Consider the following 17,780-nt stretch of genomic DNA (forward strand, 5'->3'; position numbering starts at 1 on the left):
CATGACGGACAATTCCGAGGAGCGCGCACTGTCCGATCCGGCCAATGGGGTCGCCGGCGCTCGGGGATACCCTGACGGCACAGAAGAACGTAGGAGGACGGGGAAGAACCGTTGAGGCTCGCGCTATTGCGTGGCTGGGCGGTGGCGTCGGTCAAGGCCCAGGGTCTCGCTGCACACGAGCTACTGCTCCTCGAGGACGTGCCAGCTTCGCACCCGACGTCGGACCCGGCGCCGGCGTGAGCGAACTGGTGCCGAAGCCAGCGCTCGTCGGGCCCACCTACGCTCTCGTGTGCATGAGCCTGACGGGTGTCCGCGGCGGCGGTCGGTCGGCGCTGGCTGAGTTCGTGCACGTGCCGTTGGCCGACACCACACTCGCCGGACTGCCCAACGGCTGCTCGCCGGACGCGGCGCGGTTGATCGACGACTGCCTCGCCGCCGGCTGGGTGGCGACGGAGTGCGGCGGCGCGCAGCCGAACGACAAAGTCGCCATCGTCGGCAATGGCGCGGTCGCGCAGCTCGCCGCGCTGTCCGCGCAGGCGGTGGGCGCCGACGTCGTCGCCGTGGTCGAACCGCTGCTGACGCGTCGGCTCAAGCCATCGAGTCAATCGTACGTGCGCCGTTCATTCAAGCGGATTGTCCCGCGGCTATCGTCTCCTGCTTGCCGTCCAGTCGGCGCGGTTACGACGCCTTCAGCAAGCGCCTTATCCCTATAGCAGCGAGCGATCCAGTCCCGCTGTGCCGGACCTGGCTTTTGTCGTACCGGTGCTCGACGCCTACAGGGCAGGCCTGTCGGGCCGGGCAGGCGTACGCACAGGGCGAGGCTTCCAAGAGCCGCTGGCGGTGGCAGGCGTTCATGTCCATGGTCCCGGCGTCGAGCGCAGAGGCCGGGCACGCCCCGATGCACGGCTTGGCGGTGCAATCGACGCATGGATGCCCGTGGTCTTCGACGGGCGAGGCCGGAAGTTCCGAGTCCACGATGATCGCCGCGCGGTACGCAAACCAGCTGCCCCACCTGGCATTGATGCCCACCATGAACGGGGATGGATGGTGCCAACCCGCGAGTGTCCCGAGGCGCTGGAGACCGATGTGCCGGTCGGCTGGTAGTCCCTTGGGGTAGACAAAGCGAATCCGCGCTTGGGGCAGCGCAAGGGCGGCCCATTGCTCGACCACGCCTATCGAGTACGAGTCGATCGGATGCACCGGGTCCGTTGCATGCTTCTGTACGCGTTCCCACAGGAGGCGCCCAGCGTGTCCGATGAGGATGAGTTGGCGTTCGTGCTCGCCAAGTCCCAGCGGCGCAAGCAGGTCCGGCGGGAGCCTGGCGAGATCGAAGATGTGCTGCCGGTTGAGCCCGGCCTCGTCCAGCATGGACTTGAAGGGAATCATGATGATGCCTGTTCGAGTTGATCTACTCCCTGTCCGAACACTCGTCGCAGCCGCTTGCCGTCGACGACATGCGCCTTCCGAGGTTCGAGATCGAATCGAATCAGGGTGCGCATGGGACCGGCAATCCGGGCGCTCTCGTAGCACATCCAGTCGACCGAACGGACTCGCAGGGCAAGCGGGGATGGGCAGGGAGTCGAACGCAGGCGCGCCTCGATCTCGGCCAACGGCCACGCGCCGGCATAGAGGCCGGCGGTGACGTGCGGCACATAGTGTGTCCGGTCCCAGGTCGGCGCGGCCCGTTCCCAGAGGGATCGAATGCGGGTCAGGCTGCCCGCAGCATCCTCGACCGAGAGGCATGCGGCGGACGTGAACGTGAACGGCTCGCCGACGTGCACGTCGAACGCGACGATGTCCGACTGGACAAGAGCGCCGATCTGCACCTTGAGTTCGTCGACCGCGAAGTCGTCGTTCCGGCGTGCCGTCGTCGTGGGGAAGCCGCACACGTGCACAGTGATGTGCGGCTGCCGCTCGTAGCCGCGCAGCAGGTGACCGTCGAGGGCGGTTCGAACATGTCTGAGGCGCACGTCCAGGGCTGGATCCTCCAGCGCGAGGGCCCATACCGCGAAATGGGGCCGGCCCAGGTGCCACTCGGAGAAGTCTCTTTGTTGGCTCGCGATCGTGCAGTCGCGCCCCGGTGCCGTGACGACCGGCTGCGGGTCGGCCCGAATCAGCGCGCGATCCGCTGCCATTCGAGGTCGACCTGTTGTCCGTGGGGCGGCGGAGCCCGCCACTGCTCGCTGGTCGGCTGGGCACTGCCTTGATCGCGCAGCCACAGCGCGGCGCAGAGCCAGCCGCCGTGCGTGACCAGTAGCCGTGCCTCGCCGGGATCGAAGGACCGCACTCTCCGCAGCACCGATGAGACGGACTCGCCGCCGCCCGGGGCATGGTCCACGAAGTCGGCGCACCAGGTGTCGATCGCCTTCGGCGCAACGGCCGTCCAGGGTTGTCCGTCCCACTCGCCGAAGTTCGCTTCGACGAGCGCGGGGTCGATCCAGTGTCGCCAGCCCCAGCGCAACAGCCAGCGCCCCACCGCGCGGCAGCGTTCCAACGGCGAAGTGACGACGATGCAGGGCAGGCCGTGGCGGCGGGCGAAGGCGCGGATCCGGTGTGCCTGCCGCTTCGCACGCCGGGCATCGACGCGCAGGTCCGTCCGCCCGATGCACCGTCCTTCCGCCCCGATCGCTGCGGGATGTCGCCAGGCGTGCAACTGCACCCCGCTCATCCCGTCCCCGACGCCGCGAATACCATCAGGATGGCCATCTCGCCAATCTGCTCGGAAGCCCCCAGGGTGTCGCCCGTGTAGCCGCCCAGGCGCCGTCGAAGCCAGCGGCGCAGCGTGAAGACCATGCCAACCAGCATCAGCAGCGAGGCACCCGCCGCGATCGGCGATGCTTGTGTCCGGGCCGCGAACGCCAGCGCGAGCAGGCCGATGGCAACAGCCCATGCCCCGTCGATGCCAGGCACATCGCGCGCCACGCTGCCTGCCTTGGCCTGCGGTGCGTCACCCTCGTCGCTGCGCGCGTAGGGCAAAACCACCATCAGCGCCACCGCAGCGCTGCGGCCGCTCGCGTGGGCGGCGATCAGGGCGGCGGCGGCCGCCGCCGGATCGCGTGCCATCAGCTCGGCTAGCAAATGCGTACGCACCAGCAGCGACAGCACCAAGGACACCGCACCGTAGGTGCCAATGCGCGAATCCGTCATGATCGCCAGCGCCTTCTCGCGCGAAGCGGCGCCCAGCAGCGCGTCGAAGGTGTCGGCCAAGCCATCCTCGTGGAAGGCCGCGGTGAGCCACACGGTACCGGCAAGCGCCAGCGCAGCCGCCACGGTCGGCGGCCAGAACCGGTTCGCGGCCAGTGCGATGCAGGCGCCGAATGCCCCGATCAGCACGCCCACGAGCGGAAAGTGCCGAACGGCCCGGCGCATCTGTGCGGGGTCGAAGCCGACCCAGACGGGCACCGGCACGCGGGTCAGGAACTGCAGCGCCAGCATGAAGAGCCTCAGCTCTCGCACCAGCATCGTCATGGCGTGCGCTGGCTGACCCCGGCCGAGGCGAAGCTGGCCATCTCGGCCAGCACGCGGCAGGCGGAGTCGAGCAGAGGCCACGCCAGCGCGGCGCCCGAGCCTTCGCCGAGTCGCAGGTCCAGGTCCAGCAGCGGCTGCACACCCAGGTGCTGCAGCCAGTGCGTGTGCCCGGTCTCCTGCGAGCGGTGCGCGAAGACGCAGTGGGCGAGCACGGCGGGCTGCAGCGCGGCCGCCACCGCCACGGCGGCTGTCGTGATGAAGCCGTCGACCACGATCACGCGCCCGCTCGCCGCGGCCTGCTGCACCGCGCCGACCATGGTGGCGATCTCCAGGCCACCGAGAGCGGCCAGGGCCTGCAGCGGCCGCGTCGCCTGGGCGTTGGCCTCCAGTGCCTCGGCCAGGACTGCGCGCTTGGCGGCGAGGCCCGTATCGTCGAGACCCGTGCCACGGCCGGTGCACACCTGCAGCGGCGCGCCGGTCAGGCGGGCCATCAACAAGGCAGCCGCCGAGGTGTTGCCAATGCCCATCTCGCCCAGCAGCAGCACGTTGCCGGGCAGCGCCGCGACGAGGCGGCGGCCCTGCAAGATGGCGGTGCGGCATTGCGCCTCGCTCATCGCCGGGCCGCGGCTCGCATCGGCAGTGCCTCGCTCGACGCCGGCCACCTTCAGCCGCGCCAGCATCGGGTGAGCCTCGAACTCGGCGGCGACGCCGCAGTCGGCCACTGTCAGGGCCAAGCCGTGCTGACGCGCCAGGACCGACACGGCCGCGCCGCCGGTCAGGAAGTTCAACACCATCTGCCGCGTCACCTCGGCCGGATAGGCCGAGACGCCACGCGCGGCGATGCCGTGGTCGGCGGCGAACACCACCAGCTGCGGCGCGAGCAAGGCGGGCTGGTCGGTGCCGAGCGCGACCGCGAGCTGAACGGCTAACGATTCGAGGCAGCCCAGTGCGCCCAGCGGCTTGGTCTTGGCATCGAGCGCCGCCTGGACACGCTGACGCCGGGCAGCATGCTCAAGAGTGGGCAGCGGCAGGGCGGTGTCGAACTCGGAATCCATGGGTCAACAGTGAAAAAGTTTGCGCAGCGTGGCTGCGCCAAGGTGGGTATCGATGAAATCCGCCAGGCCGTCGAAAGTGGCGTCCAGCGTGCGCACCTGCTGGCCGAAGAGGGCGCGCAGCACCGCAGCGTCCTCGAACAGCCCGTGGGTGGCGATGCCGAGCACGTTGTGCCGGTCCGGTTGCCCCGGGTCCGCGGCGGCCGACCAGCCGATCGGCAGGCCCTTGGCATCGTGCAGCGCCGGCGTGGCCGCGGAGGCGGCACCTGCGATGGACTGCATGCGTCCGCAGCGGATCTCGTAGGCGGCCCAGCGCCGGGACGACAGCGCCTGCCACGGGCGGGCCAGATGCGCGAACTGCACCGGTGCGGCCCGCAGCCGCTTGGGCGCGGCATAGCGCGTGGCCAGCGGCAGCAGGCCCAGGCCCGGCAGCGGGCCATGGGCCTCTCCGTCCACGCCGTCGGGGTCGTCGAGCAAGGCACCCAGCGCCTGCAGGCCGCCGCAGATGCCCAGCACCGGCCGCCCGGCGCGGGCGTGTCGCACGATGGCGGCGTCCAGGCCCTGCGCCTTCAGCCAGGCGAGGTCACCGCTAATCTGCTTGGAGCCGGGCAGCACGATCCAATCGGCACCGTCCAGTTCGCCCGCGCTGCGCACCCAGCGCACCGATGCCACGGCGGCCAGCGGCTGGAATTCGTCGAGGTTGCTCAGCTGCGGCCAGGCGACGATGGCCACGCGCAGGCCACCGGCCGGGCCCGACGCCGCGCCGTAAAGCCCGTCCTCCTCCGGCAGCCCGTGGTCGCGGTTCATCGGCAGCACGCCCAGCACTGGCACGCCGGTCAGCGCCTGCAGGCGATCGGGCCCGGGTGCCAGCAGTGCCGCATCGCCGCGGAACTTGTTGAGCACGAACCCGGCAAGACTGGTGCGCAGGTCGTCAGGCAGCAGCGCCCAGGTGCCGTGCAGGTGGGCGAAGGCGCCGCCTCGGTCGATGTCCACCACCAGCAGTGCCTGCAGAGTGGTGATCTCGCGCGCCCAGCGCGCCGTGCCGAGGTTGACGTAGTCCTGCGGCGCGAGGTTGATCTCCGCCGGCGAGCCGGCCCCCTCGATCACCAGAACCTCGTGCCGCGCGGCCAGGCGATCGAAGCTCTCGCGCGCGGCCCGTGCCAGCCGGGCGCTGCGTTCGCGCCAGGGCATGCGCGACAGCGCAGCGTCGACCCGGCCCTGCACCACCACCTGGCTGGCCGTGTCGCGCTCGGGCTTGAGCAGCACGGGGTTCATGTCCACCAGCGGCACCACGCGCGCGGCCAGCGCCTGGAAAAACTGGGCCGAGCCGATCTCGCCCACGCCATTGTCCGCTCCGTGCGCCGCCAGCGGCACGACGCGGGCGTTATTGCTCATGTTCTGGGCCTTGAACGGTGCCACATCCAAGCCCTCGCGCGCGGCCCAGCGGCACAGCGCGGTCGCGAGCAGGCTCTTGCCGGCGCCGCTGCTCGCACCCCAGACCATCAGGGCGGTCTTCATCGCAGACTCCCGTCGAGTAGGTCGAGTGCGTGCATCAACGCGTCCTGGGCTGAGGTTGGTTGCGTCGAGATTCGCCACCAGCCCGGCAGGCCGAACGACGTCGCGTCGCGTACCGCGACGTGGTGACTGCGCAGCAGAGATGGTGCCACGGGGCGCGGTGGGCGCACGACAACGTACGGCGTCACGCTGGGCCGCACCTCGAAGCCGCGTGCCGACAGGCGCCGCAGCAGGTCCGCCTTCCAGGCCGCCAGGCGGGTGCGTGATTCGGCCACCCAGCCGTGCACGTCGGGCGTGGCCCAGGCCAGCAGCATGGCCTCGGCGTGGGCCGACAGCGGCCATGAAGGCGCCGCAGCCTCCAGCGAGCCTCGGCAGGCCAGCACGTCGTAGCCGGCGCCACCGCGATCTCGTGGCGCGACCGCGTAAGCGCCGCGCACGCCGGTCAGGCCCAGCGCCTTGTTGGGGCTGTGCAGCACGAAGACCGCATCGCGCGCGGATGCTGTCCACGCCGACGCTCCCTGAAGCCGTAGCGGCGCGTACACCGCGTCGAGCACGGCGGGGCAGCAATAGGAGTCGTCACGGGCGACAGCGCCGTCCTGGCCCAGCGGACTCGTCGGATCGGCATGCCAGCGCAGCGTGCACTGCGACGGCGTGCCCGGGACCTCGACATCGTGGGGGACAAAGGGGCGGCCCCACGCCGCGGCGGCCGCCGCGTAGTCGCCATACGCGAAGCGTGGAACCCGCACGGCACCGGGCCAAAGCCGAGCGGTGACCGCGGTGACACGCTGGATGAATTCGCTCGCACTGGCGGCGGGCAGGATCCGCGAAGGCTCGACGTCGTGCAGTGCCCCCAGCGCCTGCCGGACTGCCGTGGCGGCCGGGTCGGGATAGCGCGTCGCGTCGGCTGCCTGCACGGCTGCGAGGGCGGCCGGGCACGGTCCCGCCGCGTTGGCGCAGGTGGAGAAGTCCCAGCGCGCGGCGCCGTGTGCGTCGGCACCGCCGTGGACTCGGGCGGCCGTACCGGGGCTCACCACACGTTCACCTTGAGCACGACCAGCAGCAGCGCAGCCGCGATCGCCCCGCGTGCCGCCCCCTCGCCGACCGTCAAGGCATTCGTCAGTGCTGCAGCATCCGGCGCCAGGGCCTGCGCATTCAAGGCATAGGCGTCCTGTTTGCCGAGCCGGACCCCGATGCGAAACGCCATCGCCGCCATCGGCCAGCCGCCGTTCGGCGACGGCGTCAGCGCAGCCTCGCGCGTGAGACGAGCCACGCCCACGCTCGGCCGCCACAGCAGCAACGCCGCCAGGCGCGCCGGCACACAGCCCAGCACGTCGTCGGCCCGCGCCGCCCATTTGCCGGCCCATTCCCAGGGGCCACGATAGCCCCACATCGCATCGAGCGTATTGGCGGCGCGCCAGGTCCAGGCACCGGGCAGGCCGGCGACCAGGAACCAGAACAGCGGCGCGACCAGCGAATCGTTGAAGTTCTCGGCCAGCGATTCGATGGCCGTCTCGCGTACTGCAGCCGCGTCGAGCTGGGTGACGTCGCGGCTGCACAGCCGGGCTACGCGGGCTTGGCCTTGTTCAAGCCCCTGCCCGAGCGCCACTTCGACGGCGCGCACCTCGTCGCTCAGCATCCGCCACGCGAATGTCGGCTTCAGTGCCGCGGCGAGCAGCGGGATCGCGATCCATGCCGGCGCTGCCCCGGCGGCCTGCTCCACGGCGAAGGCCGCTCCTGCGACAGCGGCGACGAGGCTGCACCACAACACCGCACCGGCCGCGAAGGCGGCAGGTGCAGCCCAGGAGTGCACACGACGACCCAGAGGCGCGGCGATGCGGCCGAACCAGGCCACCGGGTGCCAGGCCGAGCGAGGCTCGCCGAAGCGACTGTCGATCAACCAAGCCAGGGCGAGCGCGGCGGCGGCGACCATCAGTCCTCGATGCCCCGCTGCGCCGGCACGCCCTGCTGGTGGTGGTGCCTGACCAGCGTCATTTCGGTGACGGTGTCGGCCAGATCGATCAGCTCCTGCGGCGCATCGCGGCCGGTGAGCACCACATGCACATGGGCCGGCCGCTCGCGCAGGCAGGCCAGCACGGGCTCCAGCGGCTGCCAGCCGTATCGCAGCGGGTAGGTGATCTCGTCGAGCACGACAAGAAAGTGCTCGCCGGCCCGGATGGTCTCCTCGGCGCGTGCCCAGCCGTCGCGGGCGAGCTGGGCGCTGTGCTCGAGGTCACGGCTCTTCCAGCTGAAGCCGTCGCCCAGACCCTCGATCGGGATGCCTAGCTGCTCGAACATGCGGTGCTCGCCGAAGCGGGCCGAGGGCACTTTCATGAACTGGTAGATTTTCACCGGCATACCGCGGCCGTGCGCCCGCAGCGCCAGGCCGAAGGCGGCCGTGCTCTTGCCCTTGCCGTGGCCGGTGTGCACGAGGATCAGGCCGCGGCGTTCGCCTTCGGCCTTCGGACTGGGTGCGGTGGGTGGCTTGACGATGTCCATGGGCGGGTGATCCGGGCGACTCAGGTGGCGTCCAAGGCCAGAGCGACACGCGGGCGGCCCTGGGCGTCGGACTCGATGCGGATGGCGCCGCCGAAGACGCGCACCAGCGCGGCCTGCACGGCCGGATCAGTGGGCGGGCCGTCGGCCTGCAGCGTGCCCGCATCCAGCACCAGCAGGCGATCGGCCTGCAGTGCGATGGGCAGGTCGTGCAGCACGCTCAGTACCGCGCGCGGCGCCGAGCGGTCGTGTGTCAGACGCCTGAACAGGCGGGCCAGAGCCAACTGGTGTGGCGCATCGAGGTGGGTGGTCGGCTCGTCGAGCAGCAGCATCGGCGCCTCGGTGGCCAGTACCCTCGCCAGCAGCACACGCTGGCGTTCTCCGCCGGAGAGTTCGTGCAGCCGCCGGTGCTGCCACGGCAAGCTCTCGGTCAAGGTCATCGCGCGGTCGACAGCCTTGCGGTCGGCCGCGACCGGCGTGCCCAGCAGACCGAGACGGGCGATGCGGCCGAGCTCGATGGTCTCGCGCACAGTCAGCTCGCCGGTGACCTCGCCCTGCTGCGCGAGCCAGGCCAGCACGCGGGCGCGCTCGGCGGGCGCGGTCCGGTGCATGTCGAGCGGCGGGGCCGCCGCGCCCGGGTTCAGGAAGACCTGCCCCGCCGCCAAGGGCTGTAGTCCTGCGAGGGCCCGCAACAGCGTCGACTTGCCGGCACCGTTCGGGCCGACGAGTGCGGTCCAGCCGGCACCGATCCCAAGACTCACGGCATGCAGCACGTCGCGGCGGCCCAGTCGGACGTTCACACCCAGCGCCAGCAGGGTCGGATTCATGCGCTCGTCCTTTGTTTGAGCAGCCAGACAAGGTAACTGCCGCCCAGCACGGCGGTAACCACCCCGACGGGCAGTTCTTCCGGGGCGATCAGAGCGCGCGAAATGACGTCGGCCCACAGCAGGATTGCGGCGCCCATGCCGGCGCTGGCCACCAGCAGCCAGGCGTGCGTGCCCGGTGCGCGGCGCCGCACGAGATGTGGGGCGACCAGCCCGACGAAGGCGACCAGCCCGGCCTGCGAGACAGCCAGCGCCGTGCCGAGGCTGAGCGTCAGCACCAGGGCCAGCCGCACTTTCGCGAGGTTCAGGCCGAGACTGGTGGCGCTGTCCTCACCGAGCGTCAGCGCATCCAACGCTCGGGCGTGCCGCTGTGCCAGCACCACCAGCAGCGTGAGGCCGGCGAGCATCAGCGCCAGCGCGTTCCAGCCGAGAAAGCCGGTGCTGCCGAGCATGAAGGCCTGCTTGCCGCGCAGCGAGTCCGGCGAGACGACCGTGATGAGGTCGCTGACGGCTCCCAGCAGCACGCCGATCACCACGCCGGCCAGCAGCAGCCGCAGGGTGTGGACGGCGCCGCGCGCCAGCGTCAGCGTGAGCGACACCCCCGCCAGCGCACCGACGAACGCGGCGGTGACAATCCCGACGCGCTCGATCCAGGCCACGGTGGCCAGGCTGATCGTGGCGCCGCCCAGTGCGGCGGCGGCAAGCACCAGCACCACCCCCAGCCCCGCGCCTGCGGCGCTGCCGAGCAGGTAGGGGTCGGCCAGTGGGTTGCGGAAGACTCCTTGCGCGATCGCGCCGGAAAGGCCCAGCAGTGCGCCCACCAGCGCGGCTCCCAGTGTGCGTGGGGCGCGGATCTGACCGAGCAGGAGCGCGGCGTCGTTGCCGTTGAGGTCCGCCCAGAAGTCTATGGGCGAGAAGCCCGTCGAGCCGGTGACCAGGCCGCAGGCGAGGCCCACGATGATGGCCAGCACGATCCAGGCCGCGAAGCGGTGGCGTGCCGCCGCATCGGCGCTTGCGCCGGCGAACGCCGTCCGGTTCGTAGCTACGACCGACGTGCTCATCGGCCCCCCGTCGGCCCCAGCCGCGCCAGGCAGTCCGCCAGCAGACCGGCGGCTTCACCCATGCGCGGCCCGGGCCGGATCAGCATTTCGTACTGAGGCGTCTCAAAGCCGCACAAGCGCCGCTCACGCACCGCAGCCAGGGCATTCCAGCCGGGGCGTGCCATCAAGGCCGCCTGCTCGCGCTGCACGCCCATGATGAGGTCGGGCTTCGCGCGCACGACGTATTCGGGGTTGAGCTTAGGGAAGGGGCCGAGATCGGGGGGCACGATGCTGTCCATGCCCAGCCGCGACAGGGTCTCGCCGATGAACGAGGTGGTGCCGGCGGCATAGGGCCCGCCCCCGATCTCGAAGTAGACACGCTGCCCACGCAGCGCGGCCGGCACACGGCCAGCCGCGGCATCGATCTCGCGCGCCAGGCGCGCCCACACCCGGGCCCCCTCGTCGGGCCTGCCGAGCAGGCGCGCGATGAGGTCGAGCGTGCGGCGCACGTCGGCATGGCTTTCCGACTTCAGGCGCACGACGGAGAAGCCGAGCGCTTCGAGCCGGTCCATCGCGCGCGACGAGGTGGAGGCCAGGATGAGATCAGGCTTGAGCGCTGCGATGGCCTCGATCTGCGCATCGTCCAGCCCGCCCAGGTGCGGCAGCTTCGCGACCTCGGCCGGCCAGTTCGAGTACCGGTCCACGCCCACCAGTCGCGACCCGGCGCCGAGCACCCAGGCGGTCTCGGTGAGCGACGGCAGCATGGTCACGATGCGCTGCGGCGGCGCGCTCAGGCGGTGCTCGGTGCCGCGGTCGTCTCGAATCTGGATCGGCTGCGCCGCTACCCATGACGGACCCAGCGTCACGTAGAGCCACACCAGCAGCCATCGAAGCAGGCGCAACGCCGCGCGTGGCTGCGGCCTCTTCCCGATGGACCGTGTGGAGGACCGAATGGGCGGTTCAGTGCGGATCAAGGTTCGTCCTTCACGCTCAGTTCACAGCCGGCCACCATCAAGGTCACGCGGCCGCAGAGTCCGGCCACGGCCTGGTGCAGCAGACCCAGCGTGTCGATGAAGTCGCGCGCCTCGCGCGACATCGGCAGCACCCCCAGGCCGATCTCGTTGGACACCAGCACGATGGGAGAGGCGCTCTCGCGCAGGGCCGACAGCAAGGCCTCCCGCTCCTGGTGCCAGCGCGTGGCTGACGCGACCCGTCCAGGCGGCGGCATCAGGATCTGGGTCAGCCAAAGCGTCAAGCAGTCGACCACGATGAGGAGTTGCGGGTCGGACAGACCCTGCAGGGTGCCGCCGAGGGCATCTGCCGCTTCGACGGTCTGCAGTTGCGGGAGGCGGGCCGCACGGTCTGCGCGATGCCTCGCGATGCGCCGGTCCATCTCCACGTCGCTGGTGACCTTGCCGCGCAGCGCCGTGGCCACCAGCGCCGCGCGCCGGTTGCCGCCTTCGCCCAGCCATCTGGCGGCACGGCTTTCCGCGGTGCGCGACTTGCCGCTCTTGGCGCCGCCCAGGATCAGTTCGTGTCGTGCCTGCGTCATGGCCGGAACGGCGAGGGCGTGTCGAACAGACGGGCGGCCGCGGCAGGTGACGAGGCGAACCACGGGTGGAACCAGCTCGCGCGCAGGCTGCCAAGCTCGTAGACCGCCTCGCCGTCGCCGGCGGCTGCGGACCGGCGCTGCGGCGTGGTGAAAGAGGCAGGCTCGAGCTTCGTCTCGAAGCGGGACCAGTGGAAGCTGTGCCCGCGCAGTGGCATTGCCTCTCCCGCGAGCGGCATCTCATGCGGACCCAAGGCCGCGAGGCGCCGCCCCAGCACGGCGGTGCCCGGCAGCAAGCCCCAGAGGGCATGTGGTCGGCCCGCGGAGTCGACCAGGCGCTCGGCCAGTACCATCAGGCCACCGCACTCGGCCCACAGCGGCTTGCCCGACTGCACATGCGCCGCAATCTGCGCGCGCAACCCGGAGAGTTCGGCCAGCCGCGCCGCGTGCAACTCGGGATAGCCGCCGGGCAGCCACAGCGCGTCGCAGGGCGGCAAGGGGTCGCCGGCCAGCGGGGAGAAGAACACAGGCCGCGCACCGAGTGCGCGCAGGACCTCGAGGTTGGCCGCGTAGATGAATGCGAAGGCTGCGTCGCGCGCCACGGCGATGCGCCGCCCGGCCAGGGGCCGCGGGCGAGGCGCCGGTCGCGGGGCCCGCGGTGGTTGCCACCGAGGCCATGCGGCGAGGTCGCGCCCCAGGGGCTGGTCGGCAACGGCATCCGCGGCGGCATCGAGCCTTGCCAGCGTGCCCGCTGCTTCGGCGGGCATCGTCAGCCCCAGGTGGCGTTCGGGCAGAGCGACGGAGTCGCTGCGCGACAGTTGGCCCAGCCACGGGCCGCCGTCGTCGGGCCGCGACGGGTCCAGCGCTTCGCGCAACATGTCGGCGTGCCGGGGGCTGCCCACCCGGTTGGCGAAGACCCCCGCCCACGGCAGTGCGGGCCGCCAGTGGCGCAGGCCATGCGCCACGGCGGCGAAGGTGCCGGCCATCGCACCGGCGTCGATCACCGCCGCCACCGGGATGCCGAAGCGTTGCGCCAGATCTGCGACGCTGGGCTCGCCATCGAAGAGGCCCATGACGCCTTCGACGATGATGAGGTCGGCCTCGCTGGCGGCAGCGGCCAAGCGCTGCGCGCAGTCGTCGGCGCCGTTGATCCACAGGTCCAGGGCGTCGACCGGGCTGCCGCTTGCCGCTTCCAACCACATCGGATCGAGGAAGTCGGGACCGCACTTAAAGCAGCGCACGCGCCGGCCCCGCCGCGCGTGCAGTCGCGCCATTGCCGCCGCCACCGTGGTCTTGCCCTGGCCGGAGGCTGGGGCGGCGATCAGCAGGGCGGCGACCATGGCAACAGCTCACAAGGTGGTCAGGCGGGGGGGCGGGGCGCGACGGATCAGAGCGACCAACGCAGCGAGACCTGGCCGTTGCGGCCGGCGGTCGCGTAGTTGCGCGCCAGTTCGTAGGACTTGTCGCCGAGGTTGTCGATGCGCCCGTCCAGCGACAGCCCCTTCATCAGCTGCTTGCTGACGTAGAAGTTCAAGAGGCCGTAGCCGCCGAGCACTTGAGTGTTGGCGGTGTTTTCGTAGCGCAGCCCCGCAGCCTGCACTTCCGCGCCCACCGTCCAGCCTGCCAGCACCGTTTCTGCGCCGAAGCTCGCCAGCCGATTGGCGCGGCGCCTCAGCACCTTGTCGGTGTCGAGGTCGCGCGGGTCATGCCAGTCCAGCGAACCGCGCAACACGACGCCACCCAGTGCGGTGCGCCCGGCGAGCGTCACGCCTTCCAACTGTGCGCGCCCGACGTTTTCGTAGCAGCCGAAGGTGCTCACGCAAGCGCCCGGCGACCCGAAGGCAATCAGGTTGGTGACCTTGTTGCGCCACGCCGTCAGGCTCGCTTCGCTGCCCGCGACCGCCCAACGCAAGCCCAGTTCGACATTGCGACCGGACTCGGGCACGAGGCTGGCCACGCCGTACTCGCTGAAGCGCTGGTACAGGGTCGGCGCGCGGAAGGAGGTGGCGGCCGCGGCCGTCACGCGCCAGTCGGGCAGGAACTTCCAGCCCCAGGCGAGGCTGCCGGTGCTCTTGCCGCCGAACTCGCTGTCGTCGTCGCGGCGCACATGGGCCTGCAGGCCGTGGTCGCCGAAGTCGCTACGCCAGCCCAGTCCGATGGCGTCCTGGTGGCGCTTGCCACCGAAGGCCGCACCGAAGGCGGTGGCCGGGTTGAAGAGCTTGTCCTCACGACGCTCCAGCGTGCCGGTGAATACGTTGCCGCCGACCTTCTGCTCGTGCAGCAAGGTGTAGTCGTTCAGCGTGGTCTCGGTGCGATAGAAACTCGGCTTGGTCTCGTAGGTGCTGCGGGTCTGACCGACTTGCAGGCGGGTCGTCGCATCAGCGTTCCAGCGGCCTTGCCAGGCGGCATTGCCTGTGCGCAGCGTGTGGTGATTGTGGTCGTCGGTGGTGGCCGAGCCGTCGTAACCCGACTCCAGGTTACTGGCCAGCAACGAGGCATCGACACGGTGTTCGTTGTTGATCTGATAGCCGACGCGCCCCTGTACCGAACTTCGCTCCCAGCCGTCCTTGTCAGGGTTGTGCCCGATGGCGCCGGTCTTCGTCGCGTCGAAGCCGTCGCTGCGGCCGCGGGCCGTCGACAGCGAGTAGTTCAGTGCATCGGCCGAGCCGCTGATGCCGGCCTGGCCTTGCACCGTGTTGTACGAGCCGACGGTCAGCGAGGCCGTCGGGCGGGCCGGCCCCTGGCCGCGCTTGGTGAAGAGCTGGACCACGCCCGCCACAGCGTCCGAGCCATAGATGGCCGCGGCCGGTCCGCGCAGGATCTCGATGCGTTCGATCTGGTCCAGCGGGATCTGCTCCCACACGGCGCCGCCGGTGGATTGCGAGTCCACGCGGACGCCGTCGATGTAGACGGCCGTGTGGCGCGTTTCGCTGCCGCGGATGAACACGCTCGTCGAGGTGCCGGGGCCGCCGTTGCGCGTGATCTCGATGCCGGGCTGCCGCGCCAGCAGATCAGCCAATCCGGTAACGCCTGCGCGCTCGATCTCGTCGCGGTCGATGACGGTGAGGTCAGCCAGCACCGTGGGCAGCGGCTGCGGCGTTCGGTTGGCGGTGATGACCACCCGTTCTAGCGCGGTCGGCGGTGCCGACTGAGCCATGGCAACGGGGGAAAGGGCAAAGGGAACAAGAGCGGCAGCGACACGCTGCGCGCAGCCGAAGGGCGAGGAAGTCATGACGGAGACACGGACCAATCGCGCTCGGCCGCTTCCCCGCAGCCATGCGCCTTACAGCGAACCGCCTGAGCCGTTCGCCACCTCGTTGGCCGGTATCCGGGCTGGCGGAGACTACCCGTGACGCCTTCCCAGTCGTCATCGCCTGATTCTTTGACCGGCGACGCATCCCAGTGGCCTGTTGTCACGAGCCGGCAAGCCAAGCTGGCCTTGCCGTCCGCTTACCGTTGCGGGGGCAGCTCAGGTTAGGTGTCGGTCTGTTCGACCTCGACCTCCCTGATTCCCGTTGAACTGTCTTAGCAGAGCGCCTCGACGAGCACCAACCGCTGGGATGATACAGCGCAGCCTCAACTCTGCAAAGCCACACCGATGCTCATCGACAATGAGTGCCGGCTTGTCCGTTCGGCGGGCAGCAGAGCGAGTGTGGAGCGCGTCGACGGAGTCGGGTATGGCGGCGTTCAACAGGGTGCGCTCGGCGTTCCATTCGACGGCCTTCGGCAGCGAGTCCGCCGCCAATCAGCGTGCATGGAGATGGTCCATCAGCTGATCGGGCGCCGGCCTGTCGACGGATGCAATTTCCGGCGAGCTGCTCACGAACGGGATGACATGCTCGCCCTGCAAGTAACGTCCTTCCTCGGCGACCTTGTCGGCGAGGGCCAGTTCGAATCACGCCATGCAGTCCCATGCGATCCCGCAGGACCGCGACGCACAGGGCGTCAGCGCGTGCGGTGCGTCGCTCCAGGAATCACTCCTTCGCGCACGCGTCGGCTGTCGGCTGTGGGCTGCACGCCGAGGTCGCGGAAGTCGAAACGCCCTTTGCGCGGCGAGTCCGACGCACTGCGCATGCCTGCGTCAGCGAACGGGCGGACGCTCGAGGATGTCTTCCACGTCGTCGTGCGGCCGTGGAATGACGTGCGCTGAGCGCACCTTGCCGACCCCCTTGGCCGCCGCTTCGCCCGCATCGACAGCGGCCTTGACGGCACCGACCTCCCCGCGCACGATGACCGTGATGATGCCGCCTCCGGGTTGTTGCATCGTCAGCAGCCGCACGTTCGCTGACTTGACCATCGCGTCGGCGGCCAGCGTCGCCGCCGTCTTCCCCTGCGTCTCGACAAAGCCGAGGGCGCTACCTCTCAGTTGACTAAGTTCACTCATGTTCATGACTCCTCGACCGCCAGTTGCCCGAGCGCCAGGCGTGCCGAGGGCAGCGCCGCGGTGGGCAGCGAAAACAAGCGAATACCGCTGCGGTACAGATCTTCGATCAAGCCGAGCGCCGCGCCGTCACCGCATTCAACGCCGATGCGCACCTCCGGCCGGCGCGCTGCCGCCGCCGCGACTCCCGCGAACAACTCGGCGAGCTTGCTGCCCAGGGTCGTCCGCGGGTTGTGCGTCAAGTACCCGTCGGCGACATAGGTTTCGAAGACGTCGTCGGCGAAGGACAGCGCGCTCGGATAGCCGTAGTACGTCCTGATGATCTCGCGCAGGTCGACCCAGACTGCGCTGGCGCCTTCGGCGATGCCGCCCGCCTCCGCAATGCCGGCGGGGCTCTGCAGCACCACGCCGACCTGATTCAGTCCGAGGCCCGCTGCGGCGCGCCGGAAGGCCTGCAGTTCGGAGGTGGCCGTGATGCCGGGCACCAGCGGCGTGGTCTGCGCATGACCGGTCTCGCGCGCCGCATCCGCAATGCCGCGAAGCAGCGCCACGTACAGGCCCTTGAGACCCAGCGGCAGAAACAGCCGCGGCGCAAGCGATGCCCAACTGCCGATCATGCGCTGCGCGCGAGGCGAACCCAGGTTGGGCAGCCGCAGGTCGATCGGCGTGCCGGCCGACTCGAGCATCAGCCGCTGGCAAGCTTGGTAGGCAAGACAGGCGAGCCGATCCTGCGTCGACTTCCGGTCGGGTTGCTGCCCGAGGTCGTTGATCGCATCGATAAAGTCGCCCAGCGTCTCGTCGCTGATCATCAGCTCCGTCAGCGCCACGACGCCGAAGCCGCGAGGCGACTGTCGCAGTGCGGTCTGCGCATCCGCGGCGCCGACACTGCCTGCCCAGAACGACGCTTGGGTGCGATCGTCTGCCCAGACGAGCAAGCGGTCTATCTGTTCGGCCGCCTGCGAAGCCGGCTCCAGTGGAAGCAGGCCGCTGTACACCTTGCCCGTGGCGCCGTCAACGGAAAGCGGAGCACCTTCCTCCAGGCGCTCATCGCCGACGGTGAAGCTGCGCGCCGCGAGGTCGACCTCCATGGCATCACAGCCGACCACACACGGAACGTCGAGCGCACGGGAAACCACCGCGGCGTGACTGAGCGCGCCGCCCTTGGCCGTGACGATGGCCCGCGAGGCCAACATCCCGCGGATGTCTTGCGGACTGGTTGTGGGACGCACCAGGATTACGCGCTCGCCCGAGGCCGCCACTGTTGCCGCACGGTCCGCATCCAGCACGGCAATGCCGTAGGCGTGCCCGGGACTGGCCCCGATCCCTTCAAGTAGCGGACGGGTTCGTACCAGCACATCGGGTTCGAAAGCGGGTCGCAGCAGCTTCTTGAGCTGCTCGACGCTGACCCGCTTCAACGCCGCGGCACGGCCCAGCATGCCTTCGTCGACCAGCTCGGTG

General features: G+C 70.4%; 18 protein-coding genes, 1 pseudogene and 1 riboswitch. Of the genes and pseudogenes, 1 reads left to right on the plus strand and 18 read right to left on the minus strand.

The genetic code is table 11. The features are described from left to right. Window positions 1–236 precede the first annotated feature (236 nt). Window positions 237–713 (plus strand): hypothetical protein, encoded by a 477-nt coding sequence (locus AB7U92_RS01305; protein WP_128003312.1) that lies wholly within the window; start codon window positions 237–239, stop codon window positions 711–713. Here the strand turns inward: AB7U92_RS01305 and AB7U92_RS01310 are convergent. The 18 genes and pseudogenes from AB7U92_RS01310 to AB7U92_RS01395 all read right to left on the minus strand — a co-directional run. Further along, entirely contained in the window at window positions 679–1,386 is a 708-nt protein-coding gene (locus AB7U92_RS01310; protein ID WP_128003338.1) for a hypothetical protein, read from the minus strand. The two genes, AB7U92_RS01305 and AB7U92_RS01310, sit on opposite strands and share 35 nt — an antisense overlap. After that, window positions 1,383–2,135, minus strand: coding sequence for a 2'-5' RNA ligase family protein (locus AB7U92_RS01315; protein ID WP_428573955.1), 753 nt, complete (start codon window positions 2,133–2,135; stop codon window positions 1,383–1,385). The genes AB7U92_RS01310 and AB7U92_RS01315 overlap by 4 nt, the downstream gene beginning before the upstream one ends. Further along, a complete protein-coding gene (locus tag AB7U92_RS01320; protein ID WP_128003314.1) occupies window positions 2,114–2,668 on the minus strand; it encodes a histidine phosphatase family protein in 555 nt (184 codons plus the stop codon). The genes AB7U92_RS01315 and AB7U92_RS01320 overlap by 22 nt, the downstream gene beginning before the upstream one ends. Next, entirely contained in the window at window positions 2,665–3,468 is an 804-nt protein-coding gene (gene cobS / locus AB7U92_RS01325; RefSeq protein ID WP_128003315.1) for an adenosylcobinamide-GDP ribazoletransferase, read from the minus strand. The genes AB7U92_RS01320 and cobS overlap by 4 nt, the downstream gene beginning before the upstream one ends. Further along, window positions 3,465–4,523: a nicotinate-nucleotide--dimethylbenzimidazole phosphoribosyltransferase gene (gene cobT, locus AB7U92_RS01330; protein WP_128003316.1), complete on the minus strand. Its 1,059-nt coding sequence runs from the start codon at window positions 4,521–4,523 to the stop codon at window positions 3,465–3,467. The genes cobS and cobT overlap by 4 nt, the downstream gene beginning before the upstream one ends. A 3-nt stretch (window positions 4,524–4,526) precedes the next feature. Further along, window positions 4,527–6,038, minus strand: coding sequence for a cobyric acid synthase (locus AB7U92_RS01335; RefSeq protein ID WP_128003317.1), 1,512 nt, complete (start codon window positions 6,036–6,038; stop codon window positions 4,527–4,529). Further along, window positions 6,035–7,066, minus strand: coding sequence for an aminotransferase class I/II-fold pyridoxal phosphate-dependent enzyme (locus AB7U92_RS01340; protein ID WP_310734536.1), 1,032 nt, complete (start codon window positions 7,064–7,066; stop codon window positions 6,035–6,037). The genes AB7U92_RS01335 and AB7U92_RS01340 overlap by 4 nt, the downstream gene beginning before the upstream one ends. Beyond that, entirely contained in the window at window positions 7,063–7,965 is a 903-nt protein-coding gene (gene cbiB, locus AB7U92_RS01345) for an adenosylcobinamide-phosphate synthase CbiB (RefSeq protein WP_128003319.1), read from the minus strand. Before cbiB ends, AB7U92_RS01340 begins: the two co-directional genes overlap by 4 nt. Beyond that, entirely contained in the window at window positions 7,965–8,531 is a 567-nt protein-coding gene (gene cobO, locus AB7U92_RS01350) for a cob(I)yrinic acid a,c-diamide adenosyltransferase (protein WP_011831840.1), read from the minus strand. The genes cbiB and cobO overlap by 1 nt, the downstream gene beginning before the upstream one ends. A 20-nt stretch (window positions 8,532–8,551) precedes the next feature. After that, on the minus strand, window positions 8,552–9,355 hold the full coding sequence (locus AB7U92_RS01355; protein ID WP_128003321.1) for an ABC transporter ATP-binding protein: 804 nt from the start codon (window positions 9,353–9,355) through the stop codon (window positions 8,552–8,554). Further along, window positions 9,352–10,413, minus strand: coding sequence for a FecCD family ABC transporter permease (locus AB7U92_RS01360; RefSeq protein WP_428573960.1), 1,062 nt, complete (start codon window positions 10,411–10,413; stop codon window positions 9,352–9,354). Before AB7U92_RS01360 ends, AB7U92_RS01355 begins: the two co-directional genes overlap by 4 nt. Further along, window positions 10,410–11,156 carry an ABC transporter substrate-binding protein gene (locus AB7U92_RS01365; protein WP_428573962.1) on the minus strand — a complete coding sequence of 249 codons (747 nt, stop codon included), beginning with the start codon at window positions 11,154–11,156 and terminating at the stop codon, window positions 10,410–10,412. Before AB7U92_RS01365 ends, AB7U92_RS01360 begins: the two co-directional genes overlap by 4 nt. Window positions 11,157–11,362: 206 nt before the next feature. Then, window positions 11,363–11,944: a bifunctional adenosylcobinamide kinase/adenosylcobinamide-phosphate guanylyltransferase gene (locus AB7U92_RS01370; protein WP_428573964.1), complete on the minus strand. Its 582-nt coding sequence runs from the start codon at window positions 11,942–11,944 to the stop codon at window positions 11,363–11,365. Beyond that, window positions 11,941–13,281, minus strand: coding sequence for a cobyrinate a,c-diamide synthase (locus AB7U92_RS01375; RefSeq protein ID WP_428573966.1), 1,341 nt, complete (start codon window positions 13,279–13,281; stop codon window positions 11,941–11,943). Before AB7U92_RS01375 ends, AB7U92_RS01370 begins: the two co-directional genes overlap by 4 nt. A gap of 47 nt (window positions 13,282–13,328) precedes the next feature. Then, window positions 13,329–14,720, minus strand: a complete 1,392-nt coding sequence (locus tag AB7U92_RS01380; protein WP_428573970.1) for a TonB-dependent receptor domain-containing protein — start codon at window positions 14,718–14,720, stop codon at window positions 13,329–13,331. Window positions 14,721–14,768: 48 nt separating this feature from the next. Further along, window positions 14,769–15,173, minus strand: a pseudogene (locus AB7U92_RS01385) (TonB-dependent receptor); the annotation flags it as partial. Between the two features lie 70 nt (window positions 15,174–15,243). Next, window positions 15,244–15,509: riboswitch (cobalamin riboswitch) on the minus strand. Between the two features lie 513 nt (window positions 15,510–16,022). Continuing rightward, entirely contained in the window at window positions 16,023–16,331 is a 309-nt protein-coding gene (locus AB7U92_RS01390) for a BMC domain-containing protein (RefSeq protein ID WP_310734537.1), read from the minus strand. Next, a partial coding sequence (locus AB7U92_RS01395; protein ID WP_428573968.1) for a PEP-utilizing enzyme occupies window positions 16,328–17,780 on the minus strand: 1,453 nt, incomplete at its 5' end. The genes AB7U92_RS01395 and AB7U92_RS01390, both read right to left, overlap by 4 nt.

The sequence above is a fragment of the Piscinibacter sp. genome (assembly GCF_050175855.1).
Taxonomy (GTDB): Bacteria; Pseudomonadota; Gammaproteobacteria; order Burkholderiales; family Burkholderiaceae_C; genus Piscinibacter.